The organism is Pseudomonas sp. P1.31 (genome assembly GCF_001269815.1).
GTDB lineage: Bacteria > Pseudomonadota > Gammaproteobacteria > Pseudomonadales > Pseudomonadaceae > Aquipseudomonas > Aquipseudomonas rustica.
The window spans coordinates 134947-154517 of record NZ_LHVN01000021.1; the positions used below are offsets into that span (position 1 = coordinate 134947).

Below are 19571 nucleotides of genomic sequence, written 5' to 3' on the forward strand. Positions count from 1 at the left end.
CCACACTCTCAAATCCACCACCACCCCAACGTCATCCGAACACTTCGATATGGCGCTGAACTCATGTAGGAGCTGCGGCACGCTGCGATCATTTGATTTTGATTTTCAAGATCAAAAGATCGCAGCGTTCCGCAGCTCCTACAGAGGAATTTTGTGGTGTTGCTTATGCGTGGGACAGCGGGCGGGCCTCAAAAGATCAAAGATTCTCGTACCGGTTCATATCGAGCACGCCCTCTTCCACCGGGTTGGTTTCGTGGATGTAGCGGCTCAGATCATGGAAATAGAACCAGAACTGCGGATGACTGCGACGAATCCCCCAGCGCTCGACGATTTTCTCGAATTGCGCCTGATCCCTGGCACTGTCCATGGCATCGACAAACGCCGGCACCTGATCAGCCGGGATGTTGAAGATGAAATTCGGATAGCTGCTCAGTACGCCGGGATAGATCGTCAACGTGTCCAGCCCTGGCTGATAACGCAGCGATTCTCCGGTGAGGAACGCCACGTTGCTGTGCGCGCGGTTGCGCAGCAGGCTATAGACCTCGCGTTTGCCGCTGGCCGTTTCGATGCGCAGCATGGTCGCTTCCGGCAACTGATCAATTACCTTCAAACCGGCGGCCGGCCGCGAGGTCAGGCGACTCAGCGCCTGTTCGGCATTTTGCAGCGCCGGGTCGATATTCGGTCGTGAGCAATAGGCGTTGTCGCAACGGTTGATCGGATCAGGTCGCGCATTCAGATCGCCATACCGCGCCAGCAATTGCATGGCGAAATCGTATTTCGGATCTTTTTCGTTGAGTTTCAGCGCGGTCGGTTTGTCGTCGTCGATCGACTCGTAATCCAGCCACATCTTGAACTGACCGCTGCTCTGGTACCAATCATCGAGGTAGTCCTCGCGGGAATCGGCGGGCATCAAGCGCAGGAAGTTCTGCTCGGCGCCGTTGCGGATCAGGTCGAAATACAGGCGGGTTTGCGCCTGATGGGAGACGTTGCCGAACACATCGAAGTTGACCGCCAACTGGTAATAGGTGCGCTCCAGCAGCGGATAGTCGAACAACCACATGGTTTGCGGCACTTCGCCGATCAGGCCTTTGGTCACCGAAGCACTGTCGAAGTGGCGGAAGATACTCAGCAGCGCGTTGTCGTTGCCGGCCCACAGCGTCGACCAGCTCGGCGCAGGGACTTCGGCATAGCTGTCGCGGCGCAGGGCCTCGTATTCATTACGTTTGTCGCGGTAGTTGTGCCACAGGGTCAGCACGCTGCCGACGTCGTCGTTCTGCCCCGGCATCGCCAGCAACGGCGTGGCCTGGCCGCGATAGTTCGGGTCGGTGATGTACAGGTCGTGCTCCGGGGCCTGGAACAGCGCCCAGAAGTTGTCGCGGATCACGTCCGTCGCGATCTGCCCACGGCACACCGGGCCGCGAATAAAGGTGCGGACGAAATACTCAGCGTTATCGAGCATGAACTGATAACGCGCCTGTGCCGGAATCGCTTCGAACGTAGCGAATGGATTGGCACGGCTGTTCGGCCCATAACCGGGCAAGGCGTTGACCTGCCAGTTGCCGCTGTAAAACAGGCTTTTCACCCGCGCCATTTTCGCCGCGCTCAGCGGGTAGGTGATGTGGGTTTTGTGCACGATCACCCCTTGCACCGGCCACAAGCGGTAATACACCTGCGTGCCCGGATCGTCGTTCGGGCGGCGGGTGGCGATCAGGTCGATCGGCTGGCCGGTCGGCGTACGCGAACGCACCCACTGGAAGAAATGCCCCGGCTCGCCGTCCTTGAAATAAAGGTGCGCGAGGAACAGATGCTCGTACAACCAACGACCGACCAGGCTTTCGCGGGCGCCGGGAGCGTTGAGGAGGTTTTCCCACTGAACGATTTGCAGGGATTCTTTGGCGCTCGGCGCCAGACCTTGTTCGTCAATCGGCGCACCGGAGGCGAGCCAGCGCTGCAACGTCTGGTATTGCTGATCGGTCAGGCCAGTGACCGCCAGCGGCATGCCCTCTTTCGGGTGAGCACCGGCGTAGCCTTCAAATTCGGCAGGCATTGCGCATTGATTTGCGCGGTTTAACCCCAGAACAATGTCTTCGGGCAACTTGGCGTTAGGCGTCAGCGGCGTCTTGTGCCCCAGCTCGAGCATCCGCGCCATCAGCGCCGCTTGGCTGCCCTGCGCATCGAGTACCGAATAGAAGTCTTTCTGCTGCCAGGCACGTTTGCCGAAGGCGTCATAAAACAATCGGGTGGTCGGCGCCGCTTTAGTGCGCTCGCCGTCATACACCGGCATTTTGCTCGCGCCACGGGCCGCGCCTTCGCCACTGCCAAGATTGAGCTGGCAGGCGGAGTCGTAGCACGCATGGCAGGCCACGCACTTCTCGGTGAAGATTGGCTGGATGTCGCGGGTGTAGGAAATAGATGGGGAAATGGCAGGTGCAGCCGCTGGCTCTTGCGCCACGGCGCCCCAGCTGAGAAACAGCAACACAAAACCCATGACGCGGTAAGACATGCTGCTGATCCCGATTTTATAAAAAAACGCCGCGATTCTACATTATGACGTCCGTACCAACATGAGCGATATTCATGCAAAAGCGCCACATGCTCTAAAACCGCACAGGTTTGTTATGATCCCGCTCCTTCGTAATGGTCTTTCCGAGTAGTCCAAATGTCCGATCGCAGCGTCCGCCTTCAAGCTCTCAAGCAAGCTCTCAAAGAGCGCATCCTGATACTCGACGGCGGCATGGGCACGATGATCCAGAGCTATAAGCTCGAAGAGCAGGACTATCGCGGCAAACGCTTCGCCGACTGGCCGAGCGACGTCAAAGGCAACAACGACCTGTTGGTGCTGACCCGCCCTGACGTGATCGGTGGCATCGAAAAAGCCTATCTGGACGCCGGCGCCGACATTCTCGAAACCAACACCTTCAACGCCACGCGTATTTCCATGGCCGACTACGGCATGGAAGAACTGGCCTACGAGTTAAACGTAGAAGGCGCACGACTGGCGCGCAAGATCGCTGACGCCAAGACTGCCGAAAACCCGGAAAAGCCGCGTTTTGTTGCCGGCGTACTCGGCCCGACCAGCCGCACCTGCTCGCTGTCGCCAGACGTCAACAACCCGGGCTATCGCAACGTCACCTTTGATGAACTGGTGGAAAACTACACCGAAGCCACCAAAGGCCTGATCGAGGGCGGCGCCGACCTGATCCTGATCGAAACCATTTTCGACACCCTCAACGCCAAGGCGGCGATCTTCGCCGTGCAAGGCGTGTTCGAAGAGCTGCACCTAGAACTGCCGATCATGATTTCCGGCACCATCACCGACGCCTCCGGCCGTACCCTGTCGGGCCAGACCACTGAAGCGTTCTGGAACTCGGTGGCGCACGCCAAGCCAATCTCCGTCGGCCTCAACTGTGCGCTCGGCGCCAGTGAATTGCGTCCGTATCTGGAAGAGCTGTCGAACAAGGCCAGCACCCACGTTTCCGCGCACCCGAACGCCGGCCTGCCGAACGAATTCGGCGAGTACGACGAACTGCCGTCGGAAACCGCCAAGGTCATCGAAGAATTCGCCCAGAGCGGTTTCCTCAACATCGTCGGCGGTTGCTGCGGCACCACGCCGGGGCACATCGAAGCCATCGCTAAAGCTGTGGCCGGTTACGCGCCGCGTCAGATTCCGGACATCCCTAAGGCATGCCGCCTCTCGGGTCTGGAGCCGTTCACCATCGATCGCAGCTCGCTGTTCGTTAACGTCGGCGAGCGCACCAACATCACCGGTTCGGCGAAATTCGCCCGGCTGATTCGTGAAGACAACTACACCGAAGCGCTGGAAGTCGCCCTGCAACAGGTCGAGGCCGGCGCGCAGGTGATCGACATCAACATGGACGAAGGGATGCTCGATTCGAAGAAGGCCATGGTGACCTTCCTCAATCTGATCGCCGGTGAACCGGACATCTCGCGCGTACCGATCATGATCGACTCCTCCAAGTGGGAAGTGATCGAAGCCGGCCTCAAGTGCATTCAGGGCAAGGGCATCGTCAACTCGATCAGCATGAAAGAAGGCGTCGAGCAGTTCATCCATCACGCCAAACTGTGCAAGCGCTACGGCGCCGCCGTGGTGGTGATGGCGTTCGACGAAGCCGGCCAGGCCGACACCGAAGCGCGCAAGAAAGAGATCTGCAAACGCTCCTACGACATTCTGGTCAACGAAGTCGGCTTCCCGCCGGAAGACATCATCTTCGACCCGAACATCTTCGCCGTCGCCACCGGCATTGAAGAGCACAACAACTACGCGGTCGACTTCATCAACGCCTGTGCCTACATCCGCGACGAGCTGCCGTATGCGCTGACCTCTGGCGGCGTGTCCAACGTGTCGTTCTCGTTCCGTGGCAACAACCCGGTGCGCGAGGCGATTCACTCGGTGTTCCTGCTGTACGCAATCCGCGCGGGCCTGACCATGGGCATCGTCAACGCCGGTCAACTGGAGATCTACGATCAGATCCCGCAAGAGCTGCGCGACGCCGTTGAAGACGTGGTGCTCAACCGCACGCCAAACGGCACCGACGCCCTCCTCGCCATCGCCGACAAGTACAAGGGCGACGGCAGCATCAAGGAAGCCGAGACCGAAGAGTGGCGTAGCTGGGAGGTCAACAAGCGTCTGGAGCATGCGCTGGTCAAAGGCATCACCACGCACATCGTTGAAGACACCGAAGAATCGCGCCAGTCGTTCGCCCGCCCGATCGAAGTGATCGAAGGCCCGCTGATGTCCGGCATGAACATCGTTGGCGACCTGTTCGGCGCCGGCAAAATGTTCCTCCCGCAAGTGGTGAAATCCGCCCGCGTGATGAAGCAGGCCGTGGCTCACTTGATCCCGTTCATCGAACTGGAAAAAGGCGACAAACCGGAAGCCAAGGGCAAGATCCTCATGGCCACCGTTAAGGGCGACGTGCATGACATCGGCAAGAACATCGTCGGTGTGGTGCTCGGTTGCAACGGCTACGACATCGTCGACCTCGGCGTGATGGTGCCGGCCGAGAAGATTCTGCAGGTGGCCAAAGAGCAGAAGTGCGACATCATCGGCCTCTCTGGTCTGATCACGCCGTCGCTGGATGAAATGGTGCACGTTGCGCGGGAAATGCAGCGTCAGGATTTCCATCTGCCGCTGATGATCGGTGGCGCGACCACGTCCAAAGCGCACACCGCAGTAAAGATCGAGCCGAAGTACAGCAACGATGCCGTGGTTTACGTGACCGACGCTTCCCGCGCGGTCGGCGTGGCGACGCAGTTGCTGTCGAAAGAATTGAAGGCCGGTTTCGTCGAGAAAACCCGTCTGGAATACGTCGATGTACGTGAGCGTACGGCCAACCGCAGTGCTCGTACCGAACGTTTGAGCTACGCAGCGGCCGTCGCCAAGAAGCCGCAGTTTGACTGGGCGACTTATCAGCCCGTTAAACCAACCTTCACCGGCAGCAAGGTTCTGGACAACATCGATCTGAAAGTCCTCGCCGAATACATCGACTGGACGCCGTTCTTTATCTCCTGGGATCTGGCCGGCAAATTCCCGCGCATCCTCGAAGACGAAGTGGTCGGTGAAGCCGCAACTTCGCTGTACAAGGATGCGCAGGAAATGCTCGCCAAACTGATCGACGAGAAGTTGATCAGCGCCCGTGCGGTGTTCGGTTTCTGGCCGGCCAATCAGGTGCATGACGACGACATCGAACTGTACGGCGATGACGGCAAGCCATTGGCCAAACTGCATCACTTGCGCCAGCAGATCATCAAGACCGACGGCAAACCAAACTTCTCGCTGGCCGACTTCGTTGCGCCGAAAGACAGCGAAGTGACCGACTACGTCGGTGGTTTCATCACCACTGCCGGCATCGGCGCCGAAGAAGTGGCCAAGGCCTATCAGGACGCTGGCGACGACTACAACTCGATCATGGTCAAGGCACTGGCCGACCGTTTGGCCGAAGCCTGCGCCGAATGGCTGCACCAGCAAGTGCGTAAAGAACACTGGGGTTATGCCAAGGACGAAACCCTCGACAACGAAGCGCTGATCAAAGAGCAATACAGCGGCATCCGCCCTGCCCCGGGCTACCCGGCCTGCCCGGATCACACCGAAAAAGCCGCGCTGTTCGCCCTGCTCGACCCGGAGGCCGAAGAAATGCGTGCCGGCCGCAGCGGCGTGTTCCTCACCGAACACTACGCAATGTTCCCGGCGGCAGCGGTCAGCGGCTGGTACTTCGCCCATCCGCAGGCGCAGTACTTCGCGGTGGGCAAGGTCGATAAGGATCAGATCGCCAGCTACACCTCGCGCAAAGGTCAGGAACTGAGCGTGACCGAACGCTGGCTGGCGCCGAACCTCGGCTACGACAACTGATCCAGCCCTGACGCAACATCCCGTGTGGAGCGGGCTTGCTCGCGAAAGCGGTCTATCAGCCAACACTTATGTTGAAGCCGATGGCCTCTTCGCGAGCAAGCTCGCTCCCACAGTTCGTTTTGCAGTGTTCTCCAAAGGGTTGGTTGGCGCCGAACCTCGGCTACGACAACTGATCCAGCCCTGACGCAACATCCCCTGTGGGAGCGAGCTTGCTCGCGAAAGCGGTCTATCAGCCAACACTTATGTTGAAGCCGATGGCCTCTTCGCGAGCAGGCTCGCTCCCACAGTTCGTTTTGCAGTGTTCTCCAAAGGGTTGGCTATGCTTGTCTGACACACACGGCAGACGAGGGATTTATGGACGATCCAGTCGACAACAAACCGCCGACCTTCTGGCAGATGCTGCACAGCGTCATGGCAGCGGCGTTCGGGGTGCAGAGCGGCAAGAATCGGGCAAGGGATTTCACCCATGGCAAGCCCAGCCATTTCGTGGTGCTGGGGATTTTGTTCACGGCCGTATTCGCGCTGACGCTGTTTGCCATCGTCAAACTGGTGCTGCATTTCGCCGGGGTTTGAAGGGGGTCAGCGCATCAGGGTTTGCAGGTTGAACGGGTAACGATAGGAATCCGGTTGGCCCTTGGCGGACAGCTTGCGGAAATGCACGCCGTAGTCCGGAGAGTCGCCCATGGCCAGCATTTGCCGAGCCTGGGGCTTGTCGATCAGTTGCAGCAAGGGGATTTGCCGATCGCTGCCGCCGTAGCGGTTCAGATCCACGCCCTTCTCGTAGTCGTGCAACTCGACCATCGCCCAGCCGCCTAGCGTGAAATGGCCGCCGACCAACGCGCTCAATCGACCGTCGACGAACGCCTGCAATGCCGCCGGTGAAGTATTGACCGCACTGAACAAAGCATCCTTGCCCGGGACTTTGCCGGTTTCGGCGTAGGCACGCATCGCCCCGAAGGCCATTTCATCGTTGGCCGACCACACCAGCGAAACCTTTGGATAGCGGCCGAATAGTTGTTTCGCCTGTTCGTAGGCGCGCTCTTGAGTCCAGCCGCTGTAAACCAGTTGGCGCAAACGCACGTGAGGATGCTCGGCCAACGCACGCTGCATGCCGTGCTCACGCAATTGCGCTGACGGGGTGATTTTCAGTCCGGAGAACGCCAGCATTTCAATCTGCTCACCCGCTGCCACCGGCGGATGCACACGGATCAGCTCCTTCATCATCAAGTAACCGCCCTCCTCGTCGTTCGGCACCAGACTGCCGATCTGATCGCCGCGCTCGCCGACTAACGCCTGTTGATCCGCCGTCAACGCGTTATTGACCATGAACAGCTTCACGCCACTGTTGTGAGCCAGGCGCAGAATTTGCGGCGCGATGTACTGTTCGTTGACGAAAATCAGGTAGTCGGGACGATTGGGCCCTTGCAGCGCGATGCGCGCCTGAGCGAGGGTCAGCTCTGGCTGACGTTGCGAATAGAGGATGTGCAGACCAATGCCGAGGTCGCGAGCGGCTGCCTGCATGAACTGCGAATAGCTGACCCAGAAGGCTTCCTGCGTCGAGCCCGGATTGAGGAACAGCACAGACTCCGCTCGCGCAGCGGTTGACAATAGCGCGCTGAACAGCAGCAAGCCGAGGTGCAAAAACTTCAACATGAGTCATCCGGGCCCAAGAAAAAATGGCCGCGCATTATAGCCCTCGAATCATCGGCTATTGGTGCCTGATCCCGTTTTTGTCCGACAATCGTCGCATGCGGGGCCCGGATGAGTCGTTTACTGATGGCTGACCCAGAATACCGCTGTCCCTACTACGAGAATGATCAGGAACAAAATGGCCCACGCATCGACGCTACTGTCGCTTTTTCTTGCCTTGGTCGGATTGCTCATTGCATCGCCTCTTGTCGGTTTTATCGGTGATTGCAGAAAGACTCGACCACAGTTAAGACGATGATTGTCCGCACTACAAATGTGGATTAGTTGACAGTGATTCTCGTTAGGCGTTTTGGTTCTTTACATATACTCAAACATCACTTTTGCGCATAACCCCAAACAGGTATATTGCCCCGGCTCCGTTAGGGAGAGCGCGGCCGTGCGCGCAGAATTGCAGAGGCACAATCGGACTCCAGCAAGCGAAAACGCAGTGCTACTCCGAATGGCCCAAGCCTGAGAACAGGACTTATATGTACGTATACGACGAGTACGATCAGCGGATCATCGAGGACCGCGTCAAGCAGTTCCGTGATCAGACCCGACGCTATCTGGCAGGTGAGCTGAGCGAAGAAGAATTCCGCCCCCTGCGCCTGCAAAATGGCCTCTACATCCAGCGTTTTGCGCCGATGTTGCGTGTGGCGGTGCCTTACGGCCAGCTGACGTCGCGTCAGATGCGCATGATGGCCAAGATTGCCCGCGACTACGACAAGGGCTACGCCCACATCAGTACGCGGCAGAACGTGCAGTTCAACTGGCCGGCGGTGGAAGACATCCCGGACATTCTGGCTGAACTGGCCACCGTGCAGATGCACGCAATCCAGACCAGCGGTAACTGCCTGCGCAACGTCACCACCGACCAGTTCGCCGGTGTCGCCGCCGACGAAGTGATCGATCCGCGCCCGTGGTGCGAGATCGTCCGTCAGTGGACGACGTTCCACCCGGAATTCGCCTACCTGCCGCGCAAATTCAAAATCGCCGTCAACGGTTCGACCGCTGACCGCGCCGCCATTGAAGTCCACGACATCGGCCTTGAGCCGGTGCACAACGCCGCTGGCGAACTGGGCTTCCGTGTGCTGGTCGGCGGTGGCCTCGGTCGTACGCCAGTGGTTGGCGCGTTCATCAACGAGTTCTTGCCATGGCAGGACCTGTTGAGCTACCTCGACGCCATTCTGCGTGTGTACAACCGCTACGGCCGTCGCGACAACAAGTACAAGGCGCGGATCAAGATCCTCGTCAAGGCACTCACGCCTGAAGTGTTCGCGCAGAAAGTCGACGCGGAAATGGAACACCTGCGCGGTGGCCAGACCACGCTGACCGAAGCCGAGCTGCAGCGTGTGGCCAAGCACTTCGTCGATCCGGACTACAAGGCCCTGGAAAACCAGACCGCTCAGTTGGCCGACCTCGACAAAGAGCATCCGGGTTTCGCCCGCTGGCGTACCCGCAATACCCTGGCGCACAAGAAGCCGGGTTATGTCGCCGTGACCCTGTCGCTGAAGCCAACCGGCGTTGCCCCGGGCGACATCACCGACAAGCAGCTCGACGCCGTCGCCGATCTGGCCGACCGCTACAGCTTCGGTCAACTGCGCACCTCCCACGAACAGAACATCATTCTCGCCGACGTTGAGCAGAGCCAGTTGTTCACCCTGTGGGGCGAATTGCGCGAAGGCGGTTTCGCCACGCCAAACATTGGTTTGCTGACCGACATCATCTGCTGCCCTGGCGGTGATTTCTGCTCGCTGGCCAACGCCAAGTCGATCCCGATTGCCGAATCGATCCAGCGCCGTTTCGACGACCTGGATTATCTGTTCGACATCGGTGAGCTGGATCTGAACATCTCCGGTTGCATGAACGCCTGTGGTCACCACCACGTCGGCCACATCGGCATCCTCGGCGTGGACAAGAAAGGCGAAGAGTTCTATCAGGTCTCCCTCGGCGGCAGCGCCAGCCGTGATGCGAGCCTGGGCAAGATCCTCGGCCCGTCCTTCGCTCAGGAAGTCATGCCTGACGTGATCTCGAAGCTGATCGACGTGTACGTTGAACAACGTACCGAAGACGAGCGCTTCATTGACACTTATCAGCGTATTGGCATCGACCTCTTCAAGGAACGCGTCTATGCAGCGAATCATTAAGAACAACGAAGTCGTCGACGAAACCTGGCACTTGCTGCCAAAAGATTTCAACATCGACGAGATCAGCAATTGCGACGACTTGATCGTGCCGTTGCAACTCTGGCGTGAACACAGCCGTATGCTCAAGGCCCGCGACGGCGGCCTGGGTGTCTGGCTGGACGCTGACGAAGAAGCCGAAGAAATCGGTGAAGACGTTGCCGAGTTTCAGGTGATTGCCCTGAACTTCCCGGCGTTCACTGACGGCCGCAACTACTCCAACGCCCGTTTGCTGCGCGACCGTTACGGTTTCAAAGGCGAACTGCGGGCGATTGGCGATGTGCTGCGCGATCAGCTGTTTTACATGCACCGCTGCGGTTTCGACGCCTTCGCTGTGCGCCCGGACAAAGACCCGTACGAAGCCCTTGAAGGTCTCAAGGATTTCTCGGTGACCTATCAGGCCGCCACCGACGAACCGCTGCCGCTGTTCCGTCGCCGCTAACCCGCGTTAGCCGTAACACCCGAATCTGAAACCGGAGCTGATCCGGTTTCAGATTTTTTATTGCCTGTTGTTTGATATGGGCTAATCAGCAGGCCCGAACGTTGGTACTTCAACAGGTGCCAAATGAGCTGTAAAACGATCCAGCGCAGCTTGAGTCAATCGATTGAACAGCGCCTTACGTAGATTGCCGTTATTCTCGGCTATGGCGGCCATCCGAAATGAAAGCTGCTCTCGGCTCAAATGCGTTAAACGGTCAAGTTCTAGCAATGCGAGCCTGGAACCTATTTCTATTTCGTCGAACAATTCGCTGTAGGCCCTCTCCAGGTATTCACCCCAGACGGGATGGGTCTTGAGCGAGTCCAACAACTCCGTCCCCTGCTCCGCTTGAATGACCTGCCGATAAACTTCATCAGCCGTTTGCGTGGAAACGTCCACGTCCAGGCGCTCGTTGATAGCAGTGGGTTGGCCAAGAAGATCAAGGCGTTGAGCCAGCCTCATTCGAAGCACAAAACTGATTTGCCCGGCTTCTTCGTTCGTCACCGATTGTATTTTCTGAAGGGCAATGACGTGCTTATAGGCCAGCTTCTCGACCAATCGCAAACGAAACAGGCTGCGTAACAAGCGCACAAACTGACGTTCCAGCAGGACATTACCCACTTGTGCAGCGCCCAAGGCTCGGTAACACAGAACGGTAACGGCCAGGTCACTGAACAGCAATGAGCAATCATCAATGCTGCGGGCATCCTTTTCGGCTATACGAAACAGCGATCTGCGCAATGCTGTGTCTTGGGAGGCTGATTCAATAACGCCCCAGACTCGCTCACGCAGATTGTTAAATGCCACGCGATAATCAACGGTGTATCGCAGCCGGATCAGCAAGGCGAAGAAACATCTGGAATTTGGCTGCAGGAACAATGCGCGCCACAGGTTACGCCGGCTCACCAGCAACTTTTCGGTTACACCTGTCAGCCAGATCGAGCTCATGGACACATCGAGCAATACCCGCGCAACCAGATCCGATTGCCCTGCCTGTTGGAGCCCGAGACTGATTTCGTTGAGTTGCTGATATTTCGAAAGACGATTCAGAGAGTCTTCGGAAAGAGGGTTTCCGCGTATATCAGTCCCGCGATTCAGAAGGTCGGCGTTGACCAGTACGTTTTGCGGGACGGATTCAATCTGATTGTCGCGCAGATCCAGTGTCCGCAAATTCGGCAGTCCCGCCGTGCCGTTTGGCCATTCGTTGATTCCCGTATTACGCAGACCAAGGTGTTCGAGTAAAGGCAGACGGGAGACATCGGGACAACGACCCAGGTCGGGATTGAAACTGAGTTCCAGGCGCTTTAATGAGCTCATTCCTGCCAACTGCCCCACCGACAGCTCTGTCAGATGAATGCGGTTTTCACTCAGATCCAGTGTTTCAAGGCTTTTCATCTCGCTGATGGCGGCTGGAAGACGTGTCAGTTCGGTGCCAACCAGGGACAGGACGCGTACGTTGCTGAATCCTGCGAGAAAACCGCTGAGGCCCGTTCCAGTGGCCACTCGATCCATGATCAGCGCGCCAACGTGGCTGAAATCAGCCGTCAGGTGCGGTAGATCGCCGATCAGCAGCGCCGGCAAAGACAGCTCATAGAGGCCTCCGTCCAGCGTTAACATCCGCGGCGTTTCTCGACGCCAGCAACGAATGATCTGAATCGCCGAGCGAAACCTCGCCAGCTTAGCCACTGTGACTCGCGGTCCGTTCAGCCCTTGATAGCTGCTATCACGCACCACCCATCTCTGTAGCGTTACACGCAGATTGAAAAACTCGACGCGCAGTTGCTCCAGTCGTCGAAGCACCATCAGCTCATCGTCACCCAGACGCTGAAGAAACTGATTGATTTGTTCATGGGAATACGCCGGATAAAGCTCCTGCGCTCTTTGCCGCAGTACGGCAGTGTCGGCACTGATCATGTCTCCGACGGGCGCTTGGCGCAAAGGCTCTTGCTGAATACGATCGGCCAGGCGCATCGGTGATTTGTAACCAGGGTGGACGGGCGAATTGCTCAACGTCAGATGAGCAAACTCGCGCCGCTGCAGGGCCATTGTGGTGATTTTCTTGCGCAACGTTGTGGCGCCATCGGCGCCGGCTACGCCCAAAGCTGTGCGGCGGTTCGGTGACAAGCCTTGCCAGAGTGCCTGAAAGAAATGCTCTCGCGTCCGCCCGGGCAGCACGGTGACGCGCTCGAACTTTTCGTCCAACACCTCGTAAGCGTACCCATGAGCGAGAATCTGAAAGTGCTCTTTTGCTGTTTCGTTGCCGAGTGCCGCCATCACATCATCGGTTTGCGTGCCATCAAGTATCTGAATGTAGATGCCATTGCTCCATCCGGGCAGATTTTCAAGTGCATCCAGCACCAGACGTCCGGTGTCTGTTGCACTTGCAGCATCAAGGTAAAAACCTTCGAATGCGCGGTTCTCACGAACCACCTGCAAATAGCGTCGAGCCTCCTCGGCCTGGCGAAGCGGCACATGACCCGCCTCCAACTCAAGTAGCTCATGAGCATCGGCATACCACACCAACTCATTGGCAAAAGCACCAGGCAAGTCAGGAAACAGATCCACCAGCAATGCAGACTGTTGGCTCAATGTAGGTCCGTTACGTTCATAAATAATTTGGAACAGATTGAAATTGTTGCCGATGGCGTGCTCAAGCACTATCTGACGCAGAGCCTCCTCCCCCGCTTCAGTGGCACTGACAGTCGAGAGCAGATGGTCGCGCTCCGACGCTCTGAAAGCCGACAGCACATCGCGGTAGAAATAACCTTTACTCAAAGCGTCGCGACTCACTTTTATATATCGGGTAACTGCCGCTCCCGATGAAAAGCTTTTGAGTGTCTGCCCAGTAAAATCGGTCATGTTCAATGCCGTATGCGCCGGCCACCGTGGCAGGGACGTCAGCAAATAAAGCTGCAGTTCGAAATCTGCCTGCAAAGCCGTCTGCAGCGTTTTCATCTGCGTGATAAAGCTGTTCACATACAGATCGGCATTGAACCGTTGTACGGTATCGTTCAATGCTGCGGGCGGGCTCCGGAGCTCGAGAATTGCCTGACGCAATTCATTTTCATGCACCCCGCTAGCGGTCATTGCCTCCATTACCAAAGCATCATCCAGTTGCGCTTCGCTGTAACCAAGACGCCTCAGCAGCGTCAGGCGACTCCATTCCTGCGGTAGCTCGGCATCATGACGCCAAGCGCCGGAACCATTGGTTTCAAGCAGAGGTGCGTACTCGTTCGGCAGTCGCGAGGGAGGCTGGAGTTCCCACATTTCAGTATCGAGTTGCGGGCGCACGGCATACAAATAAGGCCCCAGTATCAAATAGGCTTGTCCCGCCAGCCGACGCAGGCCCATTTCATCGGTTTTCAGCCAGGAGGGTAAGGCGATCGTCTGACGATAGGGTGCTATGTCCGGATCCCACAATCGCATTTTTCCGCTGGACATTTTGATTTGACGGAGCCGCGCAATTACCCCGTCGCTCTTGAGGGTTTTATACGCGGCGGAGATACCGGCCTGCCCCCCGGCGAGCACCGTAGCGAGGATCAGGTTCTCCATTGTGTCGAAGAAATACTCAGTCGCCTGTTCCTGATCGCCTTGCACCCAGCTTTCGATACCGAGGTAAACACCTTGCAGTAACTGGAATGCGGTGACCGCCATCAGAACTTCACCGACCCCCGGAATAAATGACGCCGCAAACAGTGCCAGATCAATGCCTACCGTTTCGTAGGTTTCAAGCCGAGCCAGTCGCTCTTTCTCATCTTCATCGCCTGTCGGCACCACCAACCGGCGCGCGTTGCTCTTGACCAATGCAAGGCGGTGTAGAAAAAGACCAGTCAATCCGTCCCCGTTCATGTCCAGGGTGGTGAGTCGTAAAACGGTCGCTTTTTTGGGCAAGGGAGATGCATTGGATGGCTCAAGCAGACGCGCTTTTATCTCGGTACGAAAAACGACTTGCTCCTCCAGTGCAACGAATCGTAAAAAGTACTCAAGGAATTCCGGATGCCAGAACCGAGCGCTCAGTCGAACCTCCAGCCTAAAAAAATCTGCAAACTCCTGGAGGGGTTGCTCACGATTACCCGGGAGGTAGAGAATCCAGCGTTTGTCATCAGTTTTCAGCTGAAGAACCATCACCCCGTAGATCGTGCAGTCCAGCAACTTGAGGGAGTGAAAACTGAATGCCTCCTGAGAGAACCCGTCAGCGTCACTTTGCGCCAAAGCGCCCCGTAATCGCTGATGGGTATCTGCCGAGATGTACTGTTTCATCAGAGAAAGCTGCATATCGACTTCAAGACTGCGTCGCGAATGAGTCACGCAGGCTTTTTGCGCCAGCGGATCACTCTCAAATATCTGCGTCAGATGTTCCTGATATTGCTTTCCAAAATCCTGGTTTCGACATAAAAGCGCAAACTCATGGGGTTTTATTGGCAAAACACGGTTGCCTTGCCCGGGGATGTGTTCTGGCAAGTAAATCAGTGAATCAGCATGATAGTTATCGGGGGTTGTTTCGCCTGATGTGAAGTTTTCGCAGGCTGCCCGCACGAGATCCCTGGCTAATGGAAGAACTAGCTTGCGCCTCAGTCCCAGCAGACTGGATGTAGATCTGACGTGCTGAAAAACGCCGCCCGTGATATCCAGTGACTCCTTGAGTTTTTCGGACAATGCCCGCGTTAACTTTACGGTGACAAAACGATCGGGGTCTTGCAGTTTCTCGAATACGTTGCGCGCCTTGTCTTTAGAGGCAAAACTGGCGATCAACGTGTCATACAGTGCTTTTCGTTGTGCAGAACTGCTTAGCGTGAACCACGCCGGTAACTCCGCGCTCTTGAAGAACTCGAAGAAAACGCCTTGCTCGTGAGGTGTCAGTGTGACGCGCGGTGTCGTATTGCCCGTCATGATTGCGCCCCCCCATCGATCGGCGCCCTTTTGACTGGAGACGGAATGAACGCGGAGATTCGCTCTTCAATCCGTAAAAAACCAGTGAATGGGTCACTGCCTTCTGGCGGTGATAATTGCAAATCCTGAAACAGGTACCGACACAGTTCGCTAGATGAATCCATCTCCTCAATCATGTGCCAGACACGACCCTGCAACGGCGCATAGTTAATGACGTAATCTGCAGTACGCGCCATCGTTCCGAAAATACCGAAGAGGCGCTCACTTCCAGATTGAGAGGCAATCCGCGACCAACTGGCGCTGAGTTCGACAGCTCGCTCGGCGCGTAATCCGGTGACCCATGAATCTGGCAGATACAAGGTATGCGTCGGTGCAGCCAGCCACACGTTAATACCGGTCTGCTGTCGATGTTCAACCACCCAGCGCAAACTATCCAGGTCGATTAGCGGGTTACCCGAGAGCAATAAATTGCCCTCAACCACAGACTGTTTTCGAACAGCTTCCGGGATGCGAAGCAAGTGGTTATCACGCAAATCCAGACGTTCCAGGTAGGGAATGTCGAAGATGCCAATGGGACTTACCGTGAGGCCGGATGCGCGTAAATTGATCTGACGCAATTGCGGCATGTCCACCAACAAGGGGGGAATGCCTAGCGGGTTATCGCTCATATCGATGTAGCGCAGCTGCTTCAACCCGGCAACTTGCCCCGCCGTGGCTTCGGTCAACGTCAGACCGGTGGAGCGCAGATTGAGCACCTCCAGCTGACTCATCTGGCCAATCGCTGGCGGCAATGTACCGACTTCCTGTCCAAACGCATTGAACAAACGCAGATCGACGTCCTTCATGTTCAACCAGCGCAGCTTGGGAAAACACTCAAGAAAGCCATTGAGACTGCCCCGCTGAGCAAGATGAAAGCCAGGCATGGACAGCGATATCACGTCACGAAACTTGATGTTGATTTGCGGCAGGCTGTACATCGGGTCAAACGCCATGTCCAGATGGAAACCGACAAACTGGCCACTCTCAAAGACCAGGCTCTCCGGGCCGCTACGCCCTTGCCAAATGGAGATCAGTTCATCAGCGAGCTCGTAACGGTTCTCTCGCTCCCGATCCATTCGGTTTTCGATGCGAGCGTCGTTTTCGTCTTCAATTTCAACAAGGCTCATGCCCCGCGACAGCCCCTCCTCTTCGGTCAGCAGTTCGACGTCCATATCATTGATATCCCAATGGATGTCTTCGATCCACTCGCTGATATCAGCACCCAACTGCTCCATTTGCAGTCTCAGTCGATCGATTTCAATTTGTGCACCGTCTCCAAAAATCCTCAGGAACTCATCCGCCTGGGCATCGGAAATGGCTGGATAGAGCTCTTTGACCTGAAGCCGCATCACTTGACGGGAAAACTCGGCGTTTTGTGCGGTTGCGGGAAAGCCACCACCTCGCAATCCGGAAAAGTGAAAACTCGCCCCGGAATCCATCCGTTGCAGTCCAATCATCAATTCGGAGTGCGTGAACGCACCTTCGCGGATCTTCGCCTGAAAATCCGCGAGTTGATGTTCGATACGCAAGCCAATTGCCACGCGCTGTTCAACCGTCAACGCATTGAGCAGGCACTGTTCGAAGGGCACATTGGGCGTCTTGATCAATTGTATTTTCAAGGTTGCAGAGGGCAGTCCGATGCTGTCGACGATGCGGCTGCCGATGCCCTCCTCCAGTACTTCGATTCGCAGGTGCAAAGGCCAGCCGGACAAGCGCTCGAGCGTGTGTAGCACCAGCACATCGGTGTCGACGCTGCTCGTCGACTGAAGATAAAGCCCCTCGTAGGCGCGACAGGTTCGGATGTGCTGCTCATACTGGCGCGCCTTGTCACTCAACCGGGCAAAAACGCGCTTGATGTCCTCCAAGGTATGCGGCGCATCGATGTCGATCCCGGAACGGTCGAGGAACTGCTCCACCGCGCATTTCGGAAGCGTTGGGTATTGCTGACGAAACAGCTGGATCCACGGATTGTCCGAGTGCTGCAAGGCTTCATAACGCTGGCGAAACAGTTCGGCCCTGTCGTGCTGCACCTGGCCGGCTTCAACCGAGCCCTCCGGAAGCGCATCTGCGGCTTGTTGCAAATCCTGATCGATCGCAAAACGGTCGATGGTGTCCTGCAAAATAGGTGTTGGCGCTCGCCCGTCTGTCTGAAGCAGTCGTAGAGCATCGTCGCTGACGCCACTGACATGGCGAATCTGCAACAAAACGTCGTGGCTGAATCGCTCGACGCTTGGCCCGATGCCGCGCATCAGGGCAATGCGCTCAGCAACGGGCACGGTTACCGGTGACTCAGTCGCCACGGCGGTATCTTCGGAGCCTACCGGTGTCATGACCCGCTCGTGCGGTACGCTTTTGATGCTTGCCTGCTCAGTGGCCGCAGTCGCCCCGGCAGTCAACAGCGGCAGCGCATTCAGCAAACCGAATACAGTACGGGTGATGCCTTGCGACCGTTCGGTTGTGGTCGTTGCATCAACCGTTTCCGCCAGCCCGTAACCGGCATCAATAAGACCCGCCAGTGCGAGCAAGCCCTCGCCACCGGGGATCAATAAAGCCAGCGGCCCGTAACGATTGAGCCATTGCACCAGCGGCTCGACCACTGCGCTCAATTGCTCGCGATTGACCTGGGCATCGTCATGGATCGTGGCGATGCTGTCGAGCGCGGCCTGTTTCATCGCGAGTACCATCTGCGCGAAAGGGTCTGTGTCGACCGTGACTTTCTGCAGGTTTATATATTCAGCCGGATCCCAGTAACCATCGTTGTTGAAAAAACCGGCAGACGTGGTCAGAAGATGCTGGCGAGGGAACATCGCCATCCCCTGCAAAGCGGTGACAACACCGGCGTGCAGAATGCCATCAGCCCGTTCATCTTCGATGTAGTGCGCCGCCAAAGCTTGAGTTGTTTCGCTGGTGCCTGCGGCCTCTACCACCCATCGTCGTAATGCTTGCAGGTCGACGAATTCGTGAAAAGGTGATGAGTTACCGGGGATATACAGCAACCTGCGATCGTGACCGGGCTGAGCGAAGCACCAGATATCAATCGAGTCGTAGCGGTAGATTCGCAATCGACTGAATTCGATCTCTCTCGAAGCGACAAATCGCCCTTGCAGTTGCTCAAGCGTGAGCGTTTCCCAGGCTTGCTGCGCGTCCAGCCCGGCACCGCGCAATGCCAATTTTAGTCCCTCGTCCGAGAGGCTGTGTTCTTGATGCTGCAAATACGCAGCCATGACATAAGCTGACTTGACCCCTGTTTTTAATGGATACCCGTCAGTTGCATTGATGTCTTTGTCAGGTGGCCAGGTCTGATTGACGTAGTCGCCGTAGCGAGTCTTCAGCTCCAGCGTCCAGACCCAGCGTTTGAAATCATGAGGTGTCAGCGCCAGTTGTGTATCCGATGCATAGCGCTGGGGGATGGTTTGGCGGTAGATGCCTTCGTAGTCACGATGACCGCCGCCGGGAAACGACGTTTCATCGATCTCGGCAATGGCAATTTCTGGCCCTACCGATGGTGGGGTGTACAGGCCGAAGACGGTCTCGCCAAAACGCCCGGCGCCGACCGTTTGCTGGTTGGTCATGGCCGCCTGCAGCAGGCTTTCCGTTCTGATCAGACGGCCTTGATGAATGCCATTGAGCGAGGGATAACCACGAAAATCATATTGCAGATACGCCAGTTGTGACGTCGTCGGGGCAATGTCCTTGCCCCAGCGATTCTCGATCAAGTTCCGGGTGAAGCGGGTGGCACTGCGTGGCAGCGCTGTTTCCAGTTCCGAGGCCCACTGCTCATGTCTGAGCCGGCGGTTTTCTCCGTTCTCCGTCATTCTCTGCAATCCTTTGCATCGCTATAGGAGTTATCAGCCTATAGGGTGCGCGGCGAGAAAAATGCAGGACGTTTCCGCGATGGGCGAGGAAATTTCGCTAGGGGGGA

The 19571-nt window shown here is 57.0% G+C and carries 8 protein-coding genes; 4 read left to right on the forward strand and 4 right to left on the reverse strand.

The genetic code is table 11. The features are described 5' to 3' along the window. Positions 1 to 196: 196 nt before the first annotated feature. A complete protein-coding gene (locus AD669_RS14345) occupies positions 197 to 2503 on the reverse strand; it encodes a fatty acid cis/trans isomerase (protein ID WP_053120843.1) in 2307 nt (768 codons plus the stop codon). Positions 2504 to 2659: 156 nt separating this feature from the next. On the opposite strand from AD669_RS14345, the gene metH reads away from it, so the two are divergent. Then, positions 2660 to 6370, forward strand: a complete 3711-nt coding sequence (metH, locus tag AD669_RS14350) for a methionine synthase (RefSeq protein WP_053120845.1) — start codon at positions 2660 to 2662, stop codon at positions 6368 to 6370. Positions 6371 to 6724: 354 nt separating this feature from the next. Then, positions 6725 to 6943 (forward strand): DUF2970 domain-containing protein, encoded by a 219-nt coding sequence (locus tag AD669_RS14355; protein WP_008080467.1) that lies wholly within the window; start codon positions 6725 to 6727, stop codon positions 6941 to 6943. A gap of 6 nt (positions 6944 to 6949) precedes the next feature. On the opposite strand, the gene AD669_RS14360 is transcribed toward AD669_RS14355, so the two are convergent. Beyond that, entirely contained in the window at positions 6950 to 8023 is a 1074-nt protein-coding gene (locus AD669_RS14360) for an ABC transporter substrate-binding protein (RefSeq protein ID WP_053120847.1), read from the reverse strand. Positions 8024 to 8547: 524 nt separating this feature from the next. Here AD669_RS14360 and AD669_RS14365 point away from each other — a divergent pair. Beyond that, positions 8548 to 10206 carry a nitrite/sulfite reductase gene (locus AD669_RS14365; protein WP_053120848.1) on the forward strand — a complete coding sequence of 553 codons (1659 nt, stop codon included), beginning with the start codon at positions 8548 to 8550 and terminating at the stop codon, positions 10204 to 10206. Further along, a complete protein-coding gene (locus AD669_RS14370) occupies positions 10190 to 10684 on the forward strand; it encodes a DUF934 domain-containing protein (RefSeq protein ID WP_008080464.1) in 495 nt (164 codons plus the stop codon). Before AD669_RS14365 ends, AD669_RS14370 begins: the two co-directional genes overlap by 17 nt. Before the next feature lie 81 nt (positions 10685 to 10765). Here the strand turns inward: AD669_RS14370 and AD669_RS14375 are convergent, their stop codons facing one another. Then, positions 10766 to 15610, reverse strand: a complete 4845-nt coding sequence (locus tag AD669_RS14375; protein ID WP_053120850.1) for an NEL-type E3 ubiquitin ligase domain-containing protein — start codon at positions 15608 to 15610, stop codon at positions 10766 to 10768. After that, positions 15607 to 19464, reverse strand: coding sequence for a dermonecrotic toxin domain-containing protein (locus tag AD669_RS14380; RefSeq protein ID WP_053120852.1), 3858 nt, complete (start codon positions 19462 to 19464; stop codon positions 15607 to 15609). Before AD669_RS14380 ends, AD669_RS14375 begins: the two co-directional genes overlap by 4 nt. Between the last annotated feature and the right edge of the window lie 107 nt (positions 19465 to 19571).